Source organism: Micromonospora sp. NPDC049900 (assembly GCF_044461025.1).
Taxonomy (GTDB): Bacteria; Actinomycetota; Actinomycetes; order Mycobacteriales; family Micromonosporaceae; genus Micromonospora.
On sequence record NZ_JBITKM010000003.1, the window covers coordinates 772,227 to 789,373 of the forward strand.

Consider the following 17,147-nt stretch of genomic DNA (forward strand, 5'->3'; position numbering starts at 1 on the left):
CGTCCCTGCGGTAGCGCGGGTCACACTGAGGTTGTGCTCGGTCACAGAAGGGTGCCGCGAGCGGGGTTACCGGCGCTGGCGCGGGAAAGATGTAGGCGTGAATCCGAAGCGGATCCTTGTGGTGGGTGCCGGGCACGTCGGGCTCTACGCGGCCCTGCGCCTGTCGAAGAAGCTCAGCTCCCGTGAGGCCGAGGTCGTCGTCGTCGACCCGCAGCCGCACATGACCTACCAGCCGTTCCTCCCCGAGGCATCGGGAGGGAACATCTCGCCGCGGCACTCCGTGGTGCCACTGCGTCGCGAGTTGCGGCGGTGCACGGTGATGGCCGGTGCGGTGACCCGCATCGAGCACGACCGCAAGACCGCCACCGTGCAGCCGATCATCGGCCCGCCCCGCGAGATCGCGTACGACCACATCGTGGTCGCACCGGGTTCGGTCTCCCGGACCCTGCCCATTCCCGGCCTGCACGAGCACGGCATCGGGTTCAAGACCATCGGCGAGGCCATCTACCTGCGCAACCACGTGTTGGAGCAGTTGGACGTGGCGGCTGCGACGACCGACCCGGAGGTACGGCGTCGCGCCCTCACCTTCGTCTTCGTCGGCGGCGGGTACGCCGGCATCGAGGCGCTCGCCGAGATGGAGGACATGGCCCGGCACGCGCTGAAGTACTACCCGGAGCTCGAGCCGTCGGACATGCGGTGGGTGCTGGTCGAGGCCACCCAACGGGTGCTTCCCGAGGTCGACCGGGACATGGGCGCCTACACCGTGCAGCAGTTGCTGAAGCGGGACATGGACATCCGGCTGGACACCCGCCTGGAGTCCTGCGTCGACGGGATGGTCAAGCTCTCCGACGGGGACAGCTTCAGCTCGGACACCATCGTCTGGACGGCCGGTGTGAAGCCGGCGCCGATGCTGGACGCCACCGACTTCCCGCGCGACGAGCGGCGTCGGGTCACCTGCCGGCCCACCCTCCAGGTGGTCGACGGTGACCGGGTGGTCGAGGGCGCCTGGAGCGCCGGGGACTGCGCCGCCGTACCGGACCTGACCAAGCCGCCGGGCAACTTCTGCTCGCCGAGCGCCCAGCACGCGGTGCGTCAGGCGCAGCGGATGGCCGACAACATCGTCGCCGTGGTCCGGGGCGGGCAGCCGGTCGACTACAAGCACAAGCACGCCGGCAGCGTGGCCAGCCTCGGCCTGCACAAGGGCGTGGCCCAGGTCTACGGCATCAAGATGACCGGCTGGCCGGCCTGGTTCATGCACCGGACGTACCACATGAGCCGCATCCCCTCGTTCAACCGCAAGGTCCGGGTGGTCGTCGACTGGACGCTGGCGTTCTTCCTCAAGCGTGAGGTGGTCGCCCTCGGTCAGTTGCACGACCCGCGCGAGGAGTTCGCCGAGGCGTCCTACCCGGGCTCCAAGGCGTAGTGGTCCGAGCCCGCGCGGCCCACCGGCCGCGCGGGCTCAGACCCGCCAGATCCACGCGTCCGTCACCCGGGTCGACGGCCCGTAGAGCGCCTCCAGGGTCAGCCGCAGGCTCTCCGCGTGCGTGGTGGCGACCGCCAGCACCACGCAGGAGACGTTCCAGTGCCGCACGTCGTCGGCGGCCCGGCGGCGCTGGTTCTCACCGACCACCGGGCGGAGGCCGCTGCGGGCCACCTCGGCCAGCAGCGTGGAGGTGGGCCGTGGGGCCACCCCCATCGCGGCGCTGCCGCCCCGACCGTGCGGGCCGATGAAGAAGCCCTCCGGTATGCCGAACGCGGCGTCGGCCGCCGTCGACCACCGCATCGGCCAGGGGTCCTTCGGCGTCGCCGGCGGCACCGGCATCAGCACCCCGCCCGGTTCGACGCAGGTCCGCCAGTGTCCGCCGGTGACGAACTCGGGCACCGGCGTCCGCGCCGCGGTGGGCAGCGGCGTCGGAACCAGCGGTAGGAGCACCACACCGGCCGTCACCAGCGCCAGTCGTCGGGTGCGTCGGTCCGCGCGCAGCGCCCGGTCCAGGGCGATCACCAGGATCGTCGCCGCCAGCGGCGGCACCGCCAGGGCGAAGCGCATCGGCAGCGCGCCGTCCACCACCGGCAGCCCGGCCAGCAGTGCGTACGGCCCGGGCAGGCCGGTGCCCTCGCCCCGGTGCACCACCTCCGGACCGAGCGAGAGCGTGCCCATCACCAGGATGCCGGCGAGGCAGGCCAGCACCAGCGGGCGACGCCGCAGCCAGAGCGCACACCCGGCGGTCACCACCAGCAGGGGCCAGCCCAGGAAGGTGTTGTACTCCGCCGGTCCGGTGGTCAGCTCGGCCGAGCGCTCGTCACCGAGCAGGGTCAACGGCGAGACCGCCCACCAGCTCCGCAGGTCGGCCGAGAAGTAGTGCGGGCTGAACATGCCGTCGGCGACGCCCAGCGGCCCGGCGAACTGGAGCCACAGCGGGCGGGCGAGCACCAGCAGGGCAAGCCCGGTGGCGAGCGCCATCCCGCCGACGAAGGCGGGCAGCGCGCGGCGGGTCAGGTCCCGGTCCACGGCGGCCACGGTCACCGCCATCACCAGCAGCGTGACGGCGGCGAGGAACAGCACCTCCTCGCCGACGAAGACCTGGGCGCAGACCACGGCCGCGAGCCCCACGGCGGAGGTCACCAGCCGCCGCCGGTCCGGCCCGGCCCGCCCGGCGGCCTCGGCGGCCCGGAGCAGGCGCACCACCAGCCAGACCACGACCGGCAGCAGCCACTGGGCGGTCATGTGCAGGTGGCTGTTGGTCTGCGAGACCATCCCGGGGCCGAAGCCGCACGACGCACCGCCCAGGACGGCGGCCAGTCGGTGGACGCGCAGCATGCGGGCGTACAGCAGATACCACGCGGTCGCGGTGGCGGCCAGGTTGGCGGCGGCGAGCAGGGCGAAGGTGACCGGCGCGCCGAACGCCAGGGTGACCGGCGCGAACAGCAGGCCGAGGGCGATGACCGAGGTGTTGGCCATCAGGTTCACCCCGTCCGGGGCGTTGAGCCGGTCGGTGTGCAGCCCGAAGTCGCCCAGCAGGACCCGCGCGTCGACGGTCAGGAACCACTCGTAGAGGACCTGGTCCTCGGGGTTGAGAGCGAGTACCCGGCCGGTCGGGTCGGGCCAGAGCCCGTGCGTGAGCCAGCCCGCCAGCACCACGAACGCCAGTCCCACCAGCAGGTCGGCGCGATGCCGGGAGACGGCCGTCAGCAGCCGGGCCGGGCGTGGCAGGCGTACCCGATCGGTGGTGCGGATCGCCCTCTCGGACACGCCGTTTTCGCGTGCGGTGGGTGCGACGCTGCTCACGGCCTCGACCCTAGTGCGAGTGCCCGGCACGGGACGCCGCAGCGGGCGGGAAACCGCTACCGTGGCACTGCACCACGCGTGTCGTCGCGTCGGGGTCACCCGCCCGGGTGGTGGAACGGCAGACACGGCCGCCTTAAAAGCGGCTGCCGCAAGGCGTGCGGGTTCGACCCCCGCCCCGGGCACTCTCAGGGTTCCCTCAGCATTCCGATCGACATCGCGCTGCTCCGGCCGTCTACTCTTGTTAGCGCGCGTTGACGTGCCACGACCCCCTTAGGGAGGCCAGAGAGTGAAGACTTCGAACCCGGTGCTCGCCCGGCTCGGCCAGGCGGCCGAGCGGGAGCGTGCCGCCGGGTACGCCCCGACCGGGCCGTACGGACAGCCCGGATACCCCCAGCAGCAGTACCCGCCGCAGGCCGGTTACCCCGGTGCGCCGGGTTACCCGTCCGCGCCGCCGGCGGTCACCCCCATGTCGATCGACGACGTGGTGGTCAAGACCGTCATGCTCCTGGCCATCGTCGGTGTGACCGGCGCGGCGGCCTGGGTGATGGTGCCCGACGCGCTGCTCGGCGTCGCCTGGATCGGTGCCGCCGTCGTGGGCCTCGTGCTCGGCATGATCATCTCGTTCTCCAAGATGGCGAACCCGGCTCTGGTCGTCGCGTACGCGGCGGTCCAGGGTGTGCTCGTCGGCGCGGTGAGCAAGTTCTTCGAGTCGCTGTACGACGGCATCGTGATCCAGGCGGTGACCGCCACGTTCGGTGTCTTCTTCGTGATGACCATGCTCTACCGGGCGAAGGTCATCCGGGCGACGCCGAAGTTCGTCAAGGGCATGGTCGCCGTGATGGCGGGTCTCTTCGCCGTCATGCTGATCAACCTGGTGCTGGCGATGTTCGGTGTGAACACCGGTCTGCGCGACGGCAGCCCGCTGGCCATCGGGTTCAGCATCGTCTGCATCGTGGTCGCCTCGCTGAGCTTCATCCTCAGCTTCAAGGAGGTCGAGGACGGCGTCCGGATGGGCCTGCCGCAGCGCTACTCCTGGGTCGCCGCCTTCGGCATCCTGGTCAGCCTGATCTGGCTCTACATCGAGATGCTGCGCCTGCTGAGCTACTTCCAAGGCGACGACTGACCATCGCCGCCCAGCGACCGACCGGCGCCCGCCCCTCCAGGGGCGGGCGCCGTCGTTCGTGCGGCACCCCCGCCCGGGCCTCCTCCGTCGGCGGCGGGCATGATCGCCGGCTCCCGGGTGGTGCGTACAGTGCGGGGATGGGCGATTCGCAGGGGCGCGACGAGGTGGGGCGAGGCGTCGAACTGCTGGTGCGGCAGGTGGGGCACTGGCAGCAGCCGCGCTGGGCGGCCACCGCCTCCCGGGGCGACGTGTCCCGGGCCGAGCTGATGCACCGGCTGGTGCAGGCGATCGCCGACCTGGCCGCCGACGTGGAGGGGCGGCCACGGCGGACCGTGCCCCGGCTCGACAACGACCTCGTCCTGCCCGACCAGCTCCGGGTGGTCGCCGCCGACCTGCTGGCCGCCGGCCCGACCGACGAGGCGCTGGCGCGGGCCGCGACCGAGGTGGCCGCGACCCGCACCGCGCTCTAGACGTTTCCTTCCAGGTCCCGCGTCAGTTCAGGCGTTCGAGGACCATCGCCATGCCCTGTCCGCCGCCGACGCACATGGTCTCCAGGCCGATGGTCTTGTCGTGCCACTGCAACGCGTTCAGCAGCGTGCCGGTGATCCGGGCACCGGTCATCCCGAAGGGGTGCCCGACCGCGATCGCGCCGCCGGCCACGTTCAACTTCTCCTCCGGGATGCCGAGCTGCCGGTACGACGGGATCACCTGAGCCGCGAACGCCTCGTTGATTTCCACCAGGTCGACGTCGTCGATGGTCATGCCGGCCCGCGCCAGCGCCTGGCGACTGGCCTCGACCGGGCCGAGCCCCATGATCTCCGGCGAGAGCGCGGTGACGCCGGTCGAGACGATCCGGGCCAGCGGCGTGACACCCAACTCCTCGGCCCGCTGGGCGCTCATCACGACCACGGCGGCGGCCCCGTCGTTGAGCGGGCAGCAGTTGCCGGCGGTGATCCGACCGTCCGGCCGGAACACCGGCTTGAGCGCGGAGACAGCCTCCAGCGTCACCCCGGCACGCGGGCCGTCGTCGGCGGAGACCACGGTGCCGTCCGGCGTGGTGACCGGGGTGATCTCGCGGGCCCAGAAGCCGTCCGCGATCGCCTTCTCCGCCAGGTTCTGGCTGCGGACGCCGAAGGCGTCCATGTCGGCACGGCTGACGTCGTGCACCTGGGCCAGGTTCTCGGCGGTCTGCCCCATCGCGAGGTAGACGTCGGGCAGGGCGCCCTGCTCGCGGGGGTCGGTCCAGACCGGTGCGTCGGCCTCCGTACGGCTCTTGGAGCGGTCACGCGCCTCGGCGAACCGGGGGTTCTCCCAGCGGCCCAGGAGGGCCTGTGCCTCCGGAGGGAGGACGTCGGAGTTGCCCCGGGCGTACCGGGAGACGGTCTCCACACCGGCGGAGACGAAGACGTCGCCCTCACCGGCGCGGATCGCGTGCATCGCCATCCGGGTGGTCTGCAGGGACGAGGCGCAGTAGCGGGTGGTCGTGGCGCCGGGCAGGCCGTCCAGGCCCATCAGGACGGCGACCACCCGGGCCATGTTGAAGCCCTGCTCGCCGCCGGGCAGGCCGCACCCCAGATAGAGGTCGTCGATCTGGCGGAGGTCGAGTTGGGGGATCTTGTCCAGGGCGGCCTGCACGATGGTGGCGGCGAGGTCGTCCGGCCGGACATCGCGGAGGGAACCCTTGTGGGCCCGGCCGATGGGGGAGCGGGCGGTGGCGACGATCACGGCGTCGCGGGACGACTCAATCGGCATGGGCCCACGCTAACTCGACGGTAACTTGCAGCGGAAGTTTTCCACCGTCGGGAAATGTCACCCCACCGGGCCGACCGATCGACCCAGGTCAGCGACGCGGCTTGACCGCTGCCGCGGCCACCACGGCCGGCAGCAGGGCGTGCGCCCACACCCGGTAGCCGTCGGCGGAGGGGTGGTAGCCGTCGTGGCAGAACGTTCCCGCGTCGGCCCGGAACACCGGACCGGTCTCGGTGGCCAGGTCGACGACCGTGCCACCGGCGTCCAAAACCGCGCTGGTCTGTGCCCGCGCGACCCAACGTCCCACCAGGCCGACGACCTGACGCAGGGGAGGGGCGATCGCGCGCACCGCGCCCAGGTCCGGGCAGGTGCCGACGACGACCTCCACGCCCGCCTGGCGCAGCCGGTGCACGGCCGCCCCGAGGTACGCGGCGGCGTCGGCCGGTCGGCGCATGCTGGTCACGTCGTTCGCACCGACCAGGATGACCGCGACGTCCGGCCGTTCGCCGAGCAGCGCCCGCGCCACCTGCGTGGCCAGGTCGGTCGAGCGGGAACCGGAGACGCCGACGCTGGACAGGTGCACCTGCCGACCGGCAGTCCCCTCGGCGAGCAACTCGGCCAGTTGACCGCCGATGGTGTCGCCCAGACGGTCGACTCCGACGCCGAGGGCCGAGGAGTCACCGAGCAGCACCAGACGCAGCACCGGCGCGCCGCTGCGGCCGACCGTGGCCCGGAGCGCGAGCCCCAGCTCCGGCTGGGCGTACCGGCGGTTGCGGGCCGCCACGGCCTGTCCGGCCAGGACGGCGGCTCCGCCGAGCGTGCTGGCGAGCAGGGAGACGGCGGCGGTGCGGGCGACCCGGGCACCGGGAGACAGCCCGGTCATCGGGTCGCTCGCAGGCGCGTGCCGACACACCGTGGCCCCTGCTGCGGCCTGATCCGCTCGATCATCTGAATCCCTCCACTGCGGGTGAGTCGATCGCGGAGGCCGGCTGTGGTGTCGTGCCGCCTCCGAAGAAGCCCCGGCGGCGAAGCTGTGCCCACCGACCGGCCGGCCCGCTCTCGCTGCCGCGGACCTGCGCTCCGCTGACCTCCGTCCCCGGGTGCTGGACCGCTTCCTGAGCGGCCTTCGGCAATGACCGTACGCCTTCCGGACTCGTGCGCGAAGGCCCGCTTTCGGCGCCCGCCGAGAGCGCGGAGACCACCGTGGGCAACAGCGCCGCCGCGGCCGCCGCGTAACCCTCGGCGGACGGGTGGAACCGGTCCCAGGCGAACATCCGTCCCGGCTCGGCGTCGAACCGGGGACCGAGCAGGTCACCGAGGGAGACCGTCCAGCCGCCCGCCGACACGACGGCGACGGTCTGGGCGGCGGCGAGCTGCCGACTCCACCGGCGGGCCAGCCACCGCAGCGGCGGCTGGATCGGCCGGATCGCCCCCAGGTCGGGACAGGTGCCGACGATCACCTCGGCCCCGGCCGCCCGCAACGCGCGGACCCCCTCGGCGAGATGCCGGATGGCCAGCGCGGGCGGCGTCCGGTTGGTCACGTCGTTGGCGCCGATCAGGATCACCGCGACGTCGGGATCGCAGTCCAGCGCCGCCTCGACCTGGAAGCGCAGGCCCGCCGAGATGGCCCCGACCACGGCGAAGCGGTGCAGCCGGACCGGCCGTCGCAGCCGCCGGGACAGGCCGGTCGCCAGCAACGCACCGGGCGTCTCGCGGCGACGGTGCACGCCGTAGCCGGCGGCCGAGGAGTCGCCGAGCACGACCACGGTGATCGGGGTACCGGGGAACTTCGCACCGTAGACCCCGTCGCAGCGCGGTGGTGGCGCCTCGGCCATCGGAATGGTCCGCCGGGCCTGCCGGGCCTGGCCGAACAGCACACCGGTGGTGGCCGCCGCAGCGGCCACCGTGGCACCCGTGCCGATGGCCGCGAGGCGGGCCACCCGCCACGTACGCTGCCAGCGCGGACGCTCCGAGACGACGGAATCAACCACCCCCATGAAGCGACACTAGCGCGCGGGTACGACGGCTCGCTGTCGTCGAGGACTCTGCGCGGATGCCTGGAAAACGACCGATCTGGGTACTTGGCGACGCAGCGTCGTGTGACGGATCGTGGAGGTTGCGCCGGGTCGTCACGCTGCACGGTGGAGAGGAGCACGACGATGGCTAAGACGTTGAAGCGGGGTGCGGCGTTCGTTGCCCTGGCCCGGGCCCTGACGGCCGGATCCCGGGGCGGACCGACGCTCGGCGCGCGGATCGGGGCGTTGCCCAGGATGATCGCGGCCACCGCTCGCGGTCAGTACGACGGCGGGATGCGACTGGCCATGATGACGGCGGCCACCGCCTACATCGTCTCGCCGATCGACGCCGTACCGGAGATGTTCCTGACGGTGTTCGGGCTGATCGACGACGCGGTCATGGTGACCTGGTTGGCCGGGGCGGTGCTGGCCGAGACCGAGCGTTTCCTGGAGTGGGAGGCGCGCGGCGGCTCCGTGATCCCGGGGCACGTGGTGCCCTGACCCGACGTACCCTGGGCGCGGGAATCACGCGAGTCACCCGCCCGGCCTCCGGCGCCGGCGCCGCAGGAAAGGGCACAACGAGGTGCAGTACTACGACAACGTCGTCGAGATGATCGGTAACACGCCGCTGGTGCGGCTGCGTACCGTCGCCGAGGGCATCCAGGCGACCGTGCTGGCGAAGGTGGAATACCTCAACCCCGGCGGCTCGGTCAAGGACCGGATCGCGCTGCGGATGGTCGAGGACGCCGAGGCCGCCGGCATCCTCCGGCCCGGTGGCACCATCGTCGAGCCGACCAGCGGCAACACCGGTGTCGGGCTGGCCCTGGTGGCGCAGCTCAAGGGCTACCGGTGCGTGTTCGTCTGCCCCGACAAGGTCAGCCAGGACAAGCAGGACGTGCTGCGGGCGTACGGCGCCGAGGTGGTCGTCTGCCCGACCGCCGTCGCGCCCGAGGACCCCCGCTCGTACTACAACGTCTCCGACCGGCTGGCCCGGGAGATCCCCGGCGCCTGGAAGCCCAACCAGTACGCCAACCCGGCCAACCCCCGCTCGCACTACGAGACCACCGGACCGGAGCTGTGGAAGCAGACCGAGGGCCGGATCACGCACTTCGTCGCGGGGGTGGGCACCGGCGGCACCATCTCCGGCATCGGGCGCTACCTGAAGGAGGCGTCCGGCGGCACCGTCAAGGTCATCGGCGCGGACCCGGAGGGTTCGGTCTACTCCGGCGGCACCGGTCGGCCCTACCTGGTCGAGGGCGTCGGCGAGGACTTCTGGCCGGAGACCTACGACCGGGACGTGGCCGACGAGATCATCGAGGTGTCGGACAAGCAGTCCTTCGAGATGACCCGGCGGCTGGCCCGGGAGGAGGGGCTGCTGGTCGGCGGCTCCTGCGGGATGGCGGCGGTGGCGGCGTTGGAGGTGGCTCGCGCCGCCGGACCGGACGACGTGGTCGTGGTGCTGCTGCCGGACGGCGGTCGGGGCTACCTTTCCAAGATCTTCAACGACGCCTGGATGGCCCGCTACGGCTTCCTGGACAACTCCGGCTCCGAGCCGACCGTGGCGCAGGCGCTGGCCGCCAAGCCCGGTCAGCTTCCCGAGCTGGTGCATGTACACCCCACCGAGACGGTCCGCGACGCGGTCGACTACATGCGCGAGTACGGCGTCTCACAGCTCCCGGTGCTCAAGGCCGAGCCGCCGGTGGTGACCGGCGAGGTGGCCGGCTCGATCGCCGAGAAGGACCTGCTGGACGCGCTCTTCACCGGCCAGGCCCAACTGCACGACACGATCGAGCGGCACATGGGACCGGCGCTGCCGATGATCGGTGGCGGCCAGCCGGTCAGCGAGGCGGTGAACCTGCTGGAGAAGTCCGACGCCGCGCTGGTGCTGATCGACGGCAAGCCCAAGGGCGTCCTCACCCGCCAGGACCTGCTCGCCCACCTCGGCGCCCGCTGAGGCATAGGGAACCTGAGTGCAAGGAAGGGCACCCTGTTAACGCCTCGTGCATAGCAGGGGACCCCTACTAACGCCGCGAGCGGCTCCCGGACGTCGACATCGGGGAGCTGCGAGCCCGGTTGTCAGTAGGGGACCCCTGCTCTACCGCCGGCGTTAACAGGGTGCCCTTCCTTACACCCCGCGGGTGTAGCGCAGTTGGGGGGTCTGCGTGGTGCCGATCAGCTCGACGCGTTCGATTCCGGTGGGGGACCACCCGCCACGCTCGTAGAAGCGGCGGGCGGGCCCGTTCTCGCGCAACACCCAGAGTGCCGCACGGCGCCAGCCCCGCGTACGCATGCCGGCCAGGGCGTCGACCATCAGTTCGCGACCGACGCCCCGGCCGCGTTCGGCGGGGGCCAGGTGGATCGCGCACAGGAGTCCGGTGTCCGGGTCGTCCTCGTCGTCCGGGCCGGAGTAGCTGAAGCCGGCGAGGGTGTCGCCCCGCATGGCCAGGATCATCCGGTGGCTGTCGCGTTCCCAGATCCATCGTTCGGCCCAGTATTCACCCATGGCCTCCGGCGTCGGGTCGGCCAACGCCTCCGGCGGCAGGAACGACGAGTACGCGGCGACGCGCGAACGCTGGTGCAGGGCGCCCACCGCCATCAGGTCCTCGGCGGTCGCGGCACGCAGCGTGACAGTCACTCCGCCGAGGGTACCCGCCGGGGCGGCACCTGAACCGTGGTCAGATCCTCGGCGATCACCAGGTCCCCGTCGAAGTGTCGGCGCGCCTCCTCGGCGAAGCGGTGCGGGTCGGCGTAGCGCTGGGAGAAGTGGGTCAGCACGAGTCGGCGTACCCCCGACTCGGCCGCCACCCGCGCGGCCTGTCCGGCGGTCAGGTGCCCGACCTCGGCGGCGAGTGCCGCCTCCGACTCCAGGAACGTCGACTCGATCACCAGCAGGTCGGCCTGGTCGGCCAGCGCGTACACCCCGTCGCAGAGGCCGGTGTCCATCACGAAGGCGAACCGCTGCCCGGGGCGGGGCACGCTCACCTCCTCCCGGGTGACGCGACGCCCGTTCCGGTCGAGGCGGCCGACGCGCTGCAACTCGCCGACCGCCGGCCCGTCGACGCCGTACGCGGCCAGCTTCTCCGGCAGCATCCGGCAGCCGTCCGGCTCCACCAGCCGATACCCGTACGTGTCGACGGGGTGCCGCAGTCGGCGGGCCTCCAGCGTGCCGCAGCGCAGCGCGATGCGCTGCCCGTCCGCCTCGATGGGCGTGACGGCCAGTTCGGCGGTCTCGTGGAAGGAGCTGGCGTGCCGCAGTCGGGCGAAGTACTCGGCACCCTCGGCGGGGAAGTGCACCGCCACCGGATGCGGTACCCGGTCCAGCGAGAGGCGCTGGATGGTGCCGGGCAGGCCGAGGCAGTGGTCGCCGTGGAAGTGGGTGACGCAGATCCGGGTCAGGTCGGTCGCGGTGACCGTGGTGTGCAGCAGTTGCCGCTGGCTGCCCTCGCCCGGGTCGAAGAGGATCACCTCGTCGTCCCAGCGGAGCACGTACCCGTTGTGGTTGCGGGCCCGGGTCGGGGCCTGACTGGCCGTGCCCAACACCACCAGCTCGCGCATCGACACGGCGACCTCCAGCGAGGGGACCCGGACAAAGGGCGACCCCCGGGGTTTCCGCGCGGACGCGGACCGACTGGACTGAGTCGGCACCCCGGGGGTCGGGTGGCTTGTCGTGGATTCGCCGCACCGCTGCCACACGGTCTCGACGCTTGTCACTGCCCGCCTGCGGAACAGACGGTCACTGTCGAGGACAGCGGCTAGCGGACAGCCACCTCACGAGTCCGATTGCTATACAAGTCTGGACCACCTCCTTTCACGTGTACCGCCACGTTATCCAGCGGCGGCCCCACCGGCAACGGATTTCGATCACATCCGTCTCCACGGCCCGTGCCGGGCGTACGGTCACTCCTGGGCGATGCCGATCGGACCCTTGCGGGGGCCGTCCGCGCTGGCCGGCTGCACCGCCAGCGACGGGAAGTCGGCCAGGTCGCCCTCCGGCTCGGCGTCCCACTCGGGGAACACCAGGTCGCTCTGGAGGTAGAGGCAGAGCAACTGGGCCAGGTGGTGCAGCCCGTCCAGGTGGGTGCGCTCGTGCCCGTGGGTGGCGTCGACGCCGAAGCCGAGCAGGGCCACCCGGGCGTGGGCGCCCGCCTCGACCGCCGCCGCCACGTCCGAGCGGTAGTAGTCGAAGACGTCGCGGACCAGGTCGACGTCGTGTTCACGGGCGATCGCCGCGAGATTCCGGGTCAGGTGGTAGTCGAACGGTCCCACCCCGTCGCCCATCGCCAGGGTGGCGGCGTTCTCCCGGGACTGCTGCCCGGGGGCGACGACGGCGGCGTCCACCGAGACGATCTCGGCCACGTCCGGGTCGAGCCCGTGCGACGCGCCGTGACCGATCTCCTCGGTGACGGTGACCAGCAGGTGAGCGGTGACGGCCGGCTTCACCCCGGCGTCGACCATCGCCTTGAGCGCCGCCAGCACCGCCGCCACACCGGCCTTGTCGTCCAGGTGCCGGGACTTGACGTAGCCGCTGGGCGTGACCGTCGGGTTGGGCAGGAACGCGACGAAGTCCCCGGCGTCGATGCCGAGCGCACGCAGCCCGGCGATGTCCTCCACCGGCTCGTCGATGCGTACCTCGACCTGCTCCCAGCCGATGCCCTGCTCGTCCACCGCCTCGTTGTACCGGTGCCCGCTGGCCTTGAGCGGCAGCACCTGACCGGTGACCACGCGGTCCAGGTCGTCGGTGAAGACCCGGACGTGGGCGCCCTCGGCGAACCGCGCGCTGTGTGTACCGATCGGGTTCAGCTCGAGCCGACCGTTCTCCTTCAGCCGCTTGACCATCCCGCCGATGGTGTCGGTGTGTACCACGATCGCCCGGTCCGCCCCGGTTTCCCGAGGACCGGGCAGGCAGGCGCTGAGCGCGCCCCGGCGGGTCAGCGTCGACGGGATGCCGAGCGCCGACAGACGCTCACCGACGTACTGCTGCACGTGGTCGGTGCGTCCCGACGGGCTCGGGATGTCCAACAACTCCACCATCACCTGACGCAGGTAGTCGAGGTCGATGGGGAGCGGAGTGGTCTTGCGTACGGTCATGCCCCAGATGGTGCCGCACCGGCCGGCGTCCACAGCCGTTGCGGTGCCCGAGTCCCGGGGAAAAGCAGGTCCACGAAGCGTTCGGCGGTCGGCTGGGGCTCGTGGTTGGCCAACCCCGGTCGCTCGTTGGCCTCGATGAAGACGTGCTCGGGTCGGTCCGGAGCGGGAACCAGCAGGTCGAGCCCGGTGACCGGGATGTCCAGCGCCCGACTGGCCGCCACGCACGCCTCCGCGATCAGCGGGTGCAGTTCACCGGTGACGTCGTGGATGGTGCCCCCGGTGTGCAGGTTCGCGGTCCGGCGTACGGCCAGCACCTGACCCTCGGGCAGGACGTCGGAGAGCGTGTACCCGGCCTCGGCGACCACGTCCCGGGTCATCTCGTCGAGCGGGATGCGGGACTCGCCACCGGTGGCGGCGGCCCGACGACGGCTCTGCCGCGCGATCAGCTCGGTGATGTCGTGCACGCCGTCGCCGGTGATCGAGGCGGGGCGGCGTACGGCGGCGGCCACCACCTCGTGGTCGATCACGACGACCCGCAGGTCCTCACCGGTGCACAGCTCCTCCAGCAGCACCTCGGGACAGAACCGGGCGGCCAACTCGACGGCGGCGGCCAGCGCCTCCTCGGTGCGTACCCCGACGGTGATGCCGTTGCCCTGTTCGCCCCGGGCCGGCTTGACCACCAGTTGGCCCACCTCGGCCAGGAACTCCGCGTCGGCGGCGTCACCGGTGGCGGTCCGCCCGCGCGGCACCGACAGGCCGGCCTCGGTCAGGATGCGGCGGGTGACCCGCTTGTCGTCGCAGCGGCTCATCGCCACCGCCGAGGTCAGCTCGGAGAGCGACTCGCGGGTGAGGATGGTCCGGCCACCACTGGTCAGCCGCAGCTCACCCCAGGCGGCGTCGGTCACCTCCACCCGGATGCCCCGGCGCATCGCCTCGTCGGCGACGATCTTCGCGTACGGGTTGAGCTCGTCGTATCCGGTCGGCATGGCCGGCAGGAACAGCCGCTCGTTGATCGGGTTCTTCCGCTTCACGCAGAGCGTGGCGGTGCGATAGAAGCCGAGTCGCTCGTAGAGCCGGATCGCCCCGGCGTTCTCGGCGAGCACGGAGAGATCGACGTACGCCCGGCCCCGGGCCACCAGTCGGGTGGCCAGCTCGGTGATCAGCGCCTGGCCGGTGCCCGGCGGCGCCTGGTTGAAGTCGACCGTCAGGCACCAGAGGCTGGCCCCGTTGTCCGGGTCGTCGAAGACCGCCACGTGGTCGACGCCGGTGATGGTGCCGACGATCTCGCCGGTCGCCGCCTCCGCCACCAGGTGCAGGAAACGGTCCGTGGCGGCGTTGTCGACGAGGATGTCCACCGGGGCGGTGACCATGCCGTTGGCCGCGTAGATGCGGTTCACGGCGTCCGCGTCGGCGGCGTCGCGCAGCCGGCGGATGCGGACCCCGGGAAGCTCGCCGCGCCCGTTCACGGCGGCCGGGGTGTCGGCGTTGCCGGCCTCCTCGGTCGTGCCGTCGGCCCGACGCGGACCAGGCCGGGCTCCACCCAGCGGCAGCCGGAAGGTCAGCGACGGGTCGATGAACAACTCGTCGGGCAGCCGGGACACCAGCACGTGCGGGTCCCGCAGATAGATGCAGATGTCCCGGGCACCGGCCGCCTCGGAGCGCAGCACGTCGGCGACGGCGGCCTGGTCGGTGAAGGTCTGGCCGAAGACCAGCCGCCCCCACCCGCAGTCGAGGATGACGCCCTCGTCGCCGCCGGCACGGTCGTCGTCGGTGGCGTCGCCGCCGGTGTTCGCGGCGATCGGATCACCGCCCGGCCCGACCCGCTCGTACCGTCGTCCCGCGCCTCGACCTCGGTCGGTCCGGGCCACCCCTGTCGCCAGGGTGTCGGTCACGGTCAGTCGATTCCGTGGCTCTGGAGCCACATTTCCAGGAGTCCGAGTTGCCACAGCTTGTTTCCGTTCAACGGGGTCAGTTCGGCGTTGGGCGCGTCGAGCAGGGCGTTGACGTAATCGGTGCGGAACAGGTCGCGGCGGCGGGCCTCGGGCGCGGAGAGCGCGTCCCGTACCCGGTCGAGGAGCTTGCCCTCCAGGTGGGTGAGGCCGGGGACCGGGAAGTAGCCCTTCGGCCGGTCGATGACCTCGTGTGGCAGCACCCGGCGGCCGATCTCCTTGAGCACCCCCTTGCCGCCCTGAGCCAGTTTCAGCTCCGGCGGGCAGGCGGCGGCCAGTTCGACGAACTCGTGGTCCAGGAAGGGCACCCGGGCCTCCAGCCCGTGCGCCATGGTCATGTTGTCGACCCGCTTGACCGGGTCGTCGGTGAGCATGATCTGCGTGTCCAGGCGCAGGCCGGCGTCGACGGCGGTCTGCGCGCCGGGCCGCGCCAGGTGCGCGGCGACGAACTCCCGCGCCGGGTCGGCGTCGGTGAGCCACTCCCGGTTGAGGACCCGGGCCAGGCCGCTCGCGTCGCGGTCGAAGAAGGCCCGCGCGTACGTGTCGAGGGCCTGCTCGCGGCCGACCTCGGCCAGCGGCGGGTACCAGTGGTAGCCGCCCAGGATCTCGTCGGCGCCCTGACCGGACTGGACCACCTTGACGTGCCGGGAGACCTCCTGGCTGAGCAGGTAGAACGCGACGCAGTCGTGGCTGACCATCGGCTCGCTCATGGCGGCCACGGCGGCCTCCAGCGGCGGCACCAGGTCCTGGGCGGCGATCCGGAGCTGGTGGTGGTCGGTGTCGAAGGTCTTGGCGACCACGTCGGAGTAGCGGAACTCGTCGCCCTCCCGGCCGCCGACCGCGTCGAAGCCGATCGAGAAGGTGGAGAGACCGCGCTGCCCCTCACCGGCCAGCAGGGCGACCACCAGGCTGGAGTCCAGGCCGCCGGAGAGCAGCACGCCCACCGGCACGTCGGCGACCATGCGTCGCCGTACGGCGGTGGTCAGCGACTCCAGCAGCGCGTCCTGCCAGTCCTTCTCCGACCAGCCGGAGTACTCCTCCCGGCGGAGGAAGGACGGGTCCCAGTAGACGCGCTCGTGGGTGGCGCCGTCGGGCTCGTAGACCCGGACGGTGGCCGGGGGCAGCTTGGTGACGCCGCGCAGGATGGTGCGCGGCGGCGGCACGATGCTGTGGAAGCTGAGGTAGTGGGCGAGCGCCACCGGGTCGATGGCGGTGTCCACGCCGCCACCCGCGACCAGGGCGGGCAGGGTGCTGGCGAAGCGCACCACACCGGGCGACTCGGCGAGGTAGAGCGGCTTGATGCCGAGCCGGTCCCGGGCCAGCACCAGGCGGCCGGTGTCCCGTTCGGTGATCGCCACGGCGAACATGCCGATCAGGTGGTCGACGAAGTCGAGCCCCCACTCGGCGTACGCCTTGATGACGACCTCGCTGTCACCGCTGGAGAAGAAGTGGTGGCCCTTGGCCGCCAGCTCGGCGCGCAACTCGCGGTAGTTGTAGATGCAGCCGTTGAAGACGCCGGTCAGGCCGGCGGCCGAGTCGACGATGGGCTGGCCGCTGGCGGCCGACAAGTCGATGATCTTCAGACGCCGATGGCCGAGGGCGACCGGTCCCTGGGCCCACACACCGCCACCGTCAGGCCCCCGGTCGCACATCGTTGCGGCCATTCGCTCCACCGTCCCGACGTCGGCACGCGACGCGTCCCGTCGGAACTCCCCAGCTAGTCCGCACATGCGAGCCAATGCTGCCAGAGGTTGTTGCGATTCGCCTGTTGAGACCATGACGGTCGTGTAACAGCATTGCTAGAATCCGCGCCCGCACGATCAGCCGCGCGACATCTGCCAGCGAGGGCGGGTGAAAGATGCCCGGCTGCGGGGACTTTCCCGACTTGCCCCGCCTGTCGGGCTGTGACGAGCGCCGCAATTTGGATCATCGCG

14 protein-coding genes and 1 tRNA gene are annotated in these 17,147 nt (G+C 71.9%); 6 read left to right on the forward strand and 9 right to left on the reverse strand.

All coding sequences use genetic code 11. From position 1 onward, the window contains the following. The first annotated feature begins 97 nt into the window (after window positions 1-97). Window positions 98-1,423, forward strand: coding sequence for an NAD(P)/FAD-dependent oxidoreductase (locus ACIBMZ_RS11535; RefSeq protein WP_396692636.1), 1,326 nt, complete (start codon window positions 98-100; stop codon window positions 1,421-1,423). A 36-nt stretch (window positions 1,424-1,459) separates the two neighbouring features. Here ACIBMZ_RS11535 and ACIBMZ_RS11540 read toward each other — a convergent pair whose 3' ends face one another. Continuing rightward, entirely contained in the window at window positions 1,460-3,289 is a 1,830-nt protein-coding gene (locus ACIBMZ_RS11540; RefSeq protein WP_396692638.1) for a hypothetical protein, read from the reverse strand. A 101-nt stretch (window positions 3,290-3,390) separates the two neighbouring features. Between ACIBMZ_RS11540 and ACIBMZ_RS11545 the strand changes: the two genes are divergently transcribed. The 3 genes from ACIBMZ_RS11545 to ACIBMZ_RS11555 all read left to right on the forward strand — a co-directional run bounded on the left by ACIBMZ_RS11545 (window position 3,391) and on the right by ACIBMZ_RS11555 (window position 4,882). Then, a tRNA-Leu gene (locus ACIBMZ_RS11545) sits at window positions 3,391-3,471 on the forward strand. 104 nt (window positions 3,472-3,575) lie between these two features. Beyond that, window positions 3,576-4,412, forward strand: a complete 837-nt coding sequence (locus ACIBMZ_RS11550) for a Bax inhibitor-1/YccA family protein (protein WP_396692640.1) — start codon at window positions 3,576-3,578, stop codon at window positions 4,410-4,412. Window positions 4,413-4,549: 137 nt separating this feature from the next. Continuing rightward, entirely contained in the window at window positions 4,550-4,882 is a 333-nt protein-coding gene (locus tag ACIBMZ_RS11555; RefSeq protein ID WP_396692641.1) for a hypothetical protein, read from the forward strand. A gap of 22 nt (window positions 4,883-4,904) precedes the next feature. On the opposite strand, the gene ACIBMZ_RS11560 is transcribed toward ACIBMZ_RS11555, so the two are convergent. From ACIBMZ_RS11560 to ACIBMZ_RS11570, 3 genes are all read right to left on the reverse strand, one after another. After that, window positions 4,905-6,164, reverse strand: coding sequence for an acetyl-CoA C-acetyltransferase (locus ACIBMZ_RS11560; protein ID WP_396692643.1), 1,260 nt, complete (start codon window positions 6,162-6,164; stop codon window positions 4,905-4,907). Between the two features lie 88 nt (window positions 6,165-6,252). After that, window positions 6,253-7,044, reverse strand: a complete 792-nt coding sequence (locus tag ACIBMZ_RS11565) for an SGNH/GDSL hydrolase family protein (protein ID WP_396692645.1) — start codon at window positions 7,042-7,044, stop codon at window positions 6,253-6,255. A 61-nt stretch (window positions 7,045-7,105) separates the two neighbouring features. Beyond that, the gene (locus tag ACIBMZ_RS11570) at window positions 7,106-8,158 is read right to left on the reverse strand and encodes an SGNH/GDSL hydrolase family protein (RefSeq protein ID WP_396692647.1); all 1,053 of its coding nucleotides are present in this window, start codon (window positions 8,156-8,158) and stop codon (window positions 7,106-7,108) included. A 162-nt stretch (window positions 8,159-8,320) separates the two neighbouring features. Between ACIBMZ_RS11570 and ACIBMZ_RS11575 the strand changes: the two genes are divergently transcribed. Both ACIBMZ_RS11575 and ACIBMZ_RS11580 read left to right on the forward strand, forming a co-directional pair. Continuing rightward, window positions 8,321-8,677, forward strand: a complete 357-nt coding sequence (locus ACIBMZ_RS11575) for a YkvA family protein (RefSeq protein WP_396692649.1) — start codon at window positions 8,321-8,323, stop codon at window positions 8,675-8,677. A gap of 82 nt (window positions 8,678-8,759) precedes the next feature. Then, window positions 8,760-10,130: a cystathionine beta-synthase gene (locus tag ACIBMZ_RS11580; RefSeq protein WP_396692651.1), complete on the forward strand. Its 1,371-nt coding sequence runs from the start codon at window positions 8,760-8,762 to the stop codon at window positions 10,128-10,130. A 171-nt stretch (window positions 10,131-10,301) separates the two neighbouring features. On the opposite strand, the gene ACIBMZ_RS11585 is transcribed toward ACIBMZ_RS11580, so the two are convergent. From ACIBMZ_RS11585 to ACIBMZ_RS11605, 5 genes are all read right to left on the reverse strand, one after another. Then, window positions 10,302-10,811, reverse strand: coding sequence for a GNAT family N-acetyltransferase (locus ACIBMZ_RS11585; RefSeq protein WP_396692653.1), 510 nt, complete (start codon window positions 10,809-10,811; stop codon window positions 10,302-10,304). Further along, entirely contained in the window at window positions 10,808-11,737 is a 930-nt protein-coding gene (locus ACIBMZ_RS11590; RefSeq protein ID WP_396692655.1) for a ribonuclease Z, read from the reverse strand. The genes ACIBMZ_RS11585 and ACIBMZ_RS11590 overlap by 4 nt, the downstream gene beginning before the upstream one ends. Window positions 11,738-12,073: 336 nt before the next feature. Next, window positions 12,074-13,264: an osmoprotectant NAGGN system M42 family peptidase gene (locus ACIBMZ_RS11595; protein WP_396692657.1), complete on the reverse strand. Its 1,191-nt coding sequence runs from the start codon at window positions 13,262-13,264 to the stop codon at window positions 12,074-12,076. Then, window positions 13,261-15,156 (reverse strand): N-acetylglutaminylglutamine synthetase, encoded by a 1,896-nt coding sequence (ngg, locus tag ACIBMZ_RS11600; protein WP_396692658.1) that lies wholly within the window; start codon window positions 15,154-15,156, stop codon window positions 13,261-13,263. Before ngg ends, ACIBMZ_RS11595 begins: the two co-directional genes overlap by 4 nt. A 2-nt stretch (window positions 15,157-15,158) precedes the next feature. Continuing rightward, a complete protein-coding gene (locus ACIBMZ_RS11605; protein ID WP_396692660.1) occupies window positions 15,159-16,943 on the reverse strand; it encodes an N-acetylglutaminylglutamine amidotransferase in 1,785 nt (594 codons plus the stop codon). Window positions 16,944-17,147: the final 204 nt, after the last annotated feature.

Bases quoted from the DNA above. Each gene is read 5' to 3' on its own strand.
- ACIBMZ_RS11555 (WP_396692641.1), top strand. From the start codon at position 4,550: ATGGGCGATTCGCAGGGGCGCGACGAGGTGGGGCGAGGCGTCGAACTG.
- ACIBMZ_RS11560 (WP_396692643.1), bottom strand. From the start codon at position 6,164: ATGCCGATTGAGTCGTCCCGCGACGCCGTGATCGTCGCCACCGCCCGC.
- ACIBMZ_RS11565 (WP_396692645.1), bottom strand. From the start codon at position 7,044: ATGACCGGGCTGTCTCCCGGTGCCCGGGTCGCCCGCACCGCCGCCGTC.
- ACIBMZ_RS11570 (WP_396692647.1), bottom strand. From the start codon at position 8,158: ATGGGGGTGGTTGATTCCGTCGTCTCGGAGCGTCCGCGCTGGCAGCGT.
- ACIBMZ_RS11575 (WP_396692649.1), top strand. From the start codon at position 8,321: ATGGCTAAGACGTTGAAGCGGGGTGCGGCGTTCGTTGCCCTGGCCCGG.
- ACIBMZ_RS11595 (WP_396692657.1), bottom strand. From the start codon at position 13,264: ATGACCGTACGCAAGACCACTCCGCTCCCCATCGACCTCGACTACCTG.
- ACIBMZ_RS11605 (WP_396692660.1), bottom strand. From the start codon at position 16,943: ATGTGCGGACTAGCTGGGGAGTTCCGACGGGACGCGTCGCGTGCCGAC.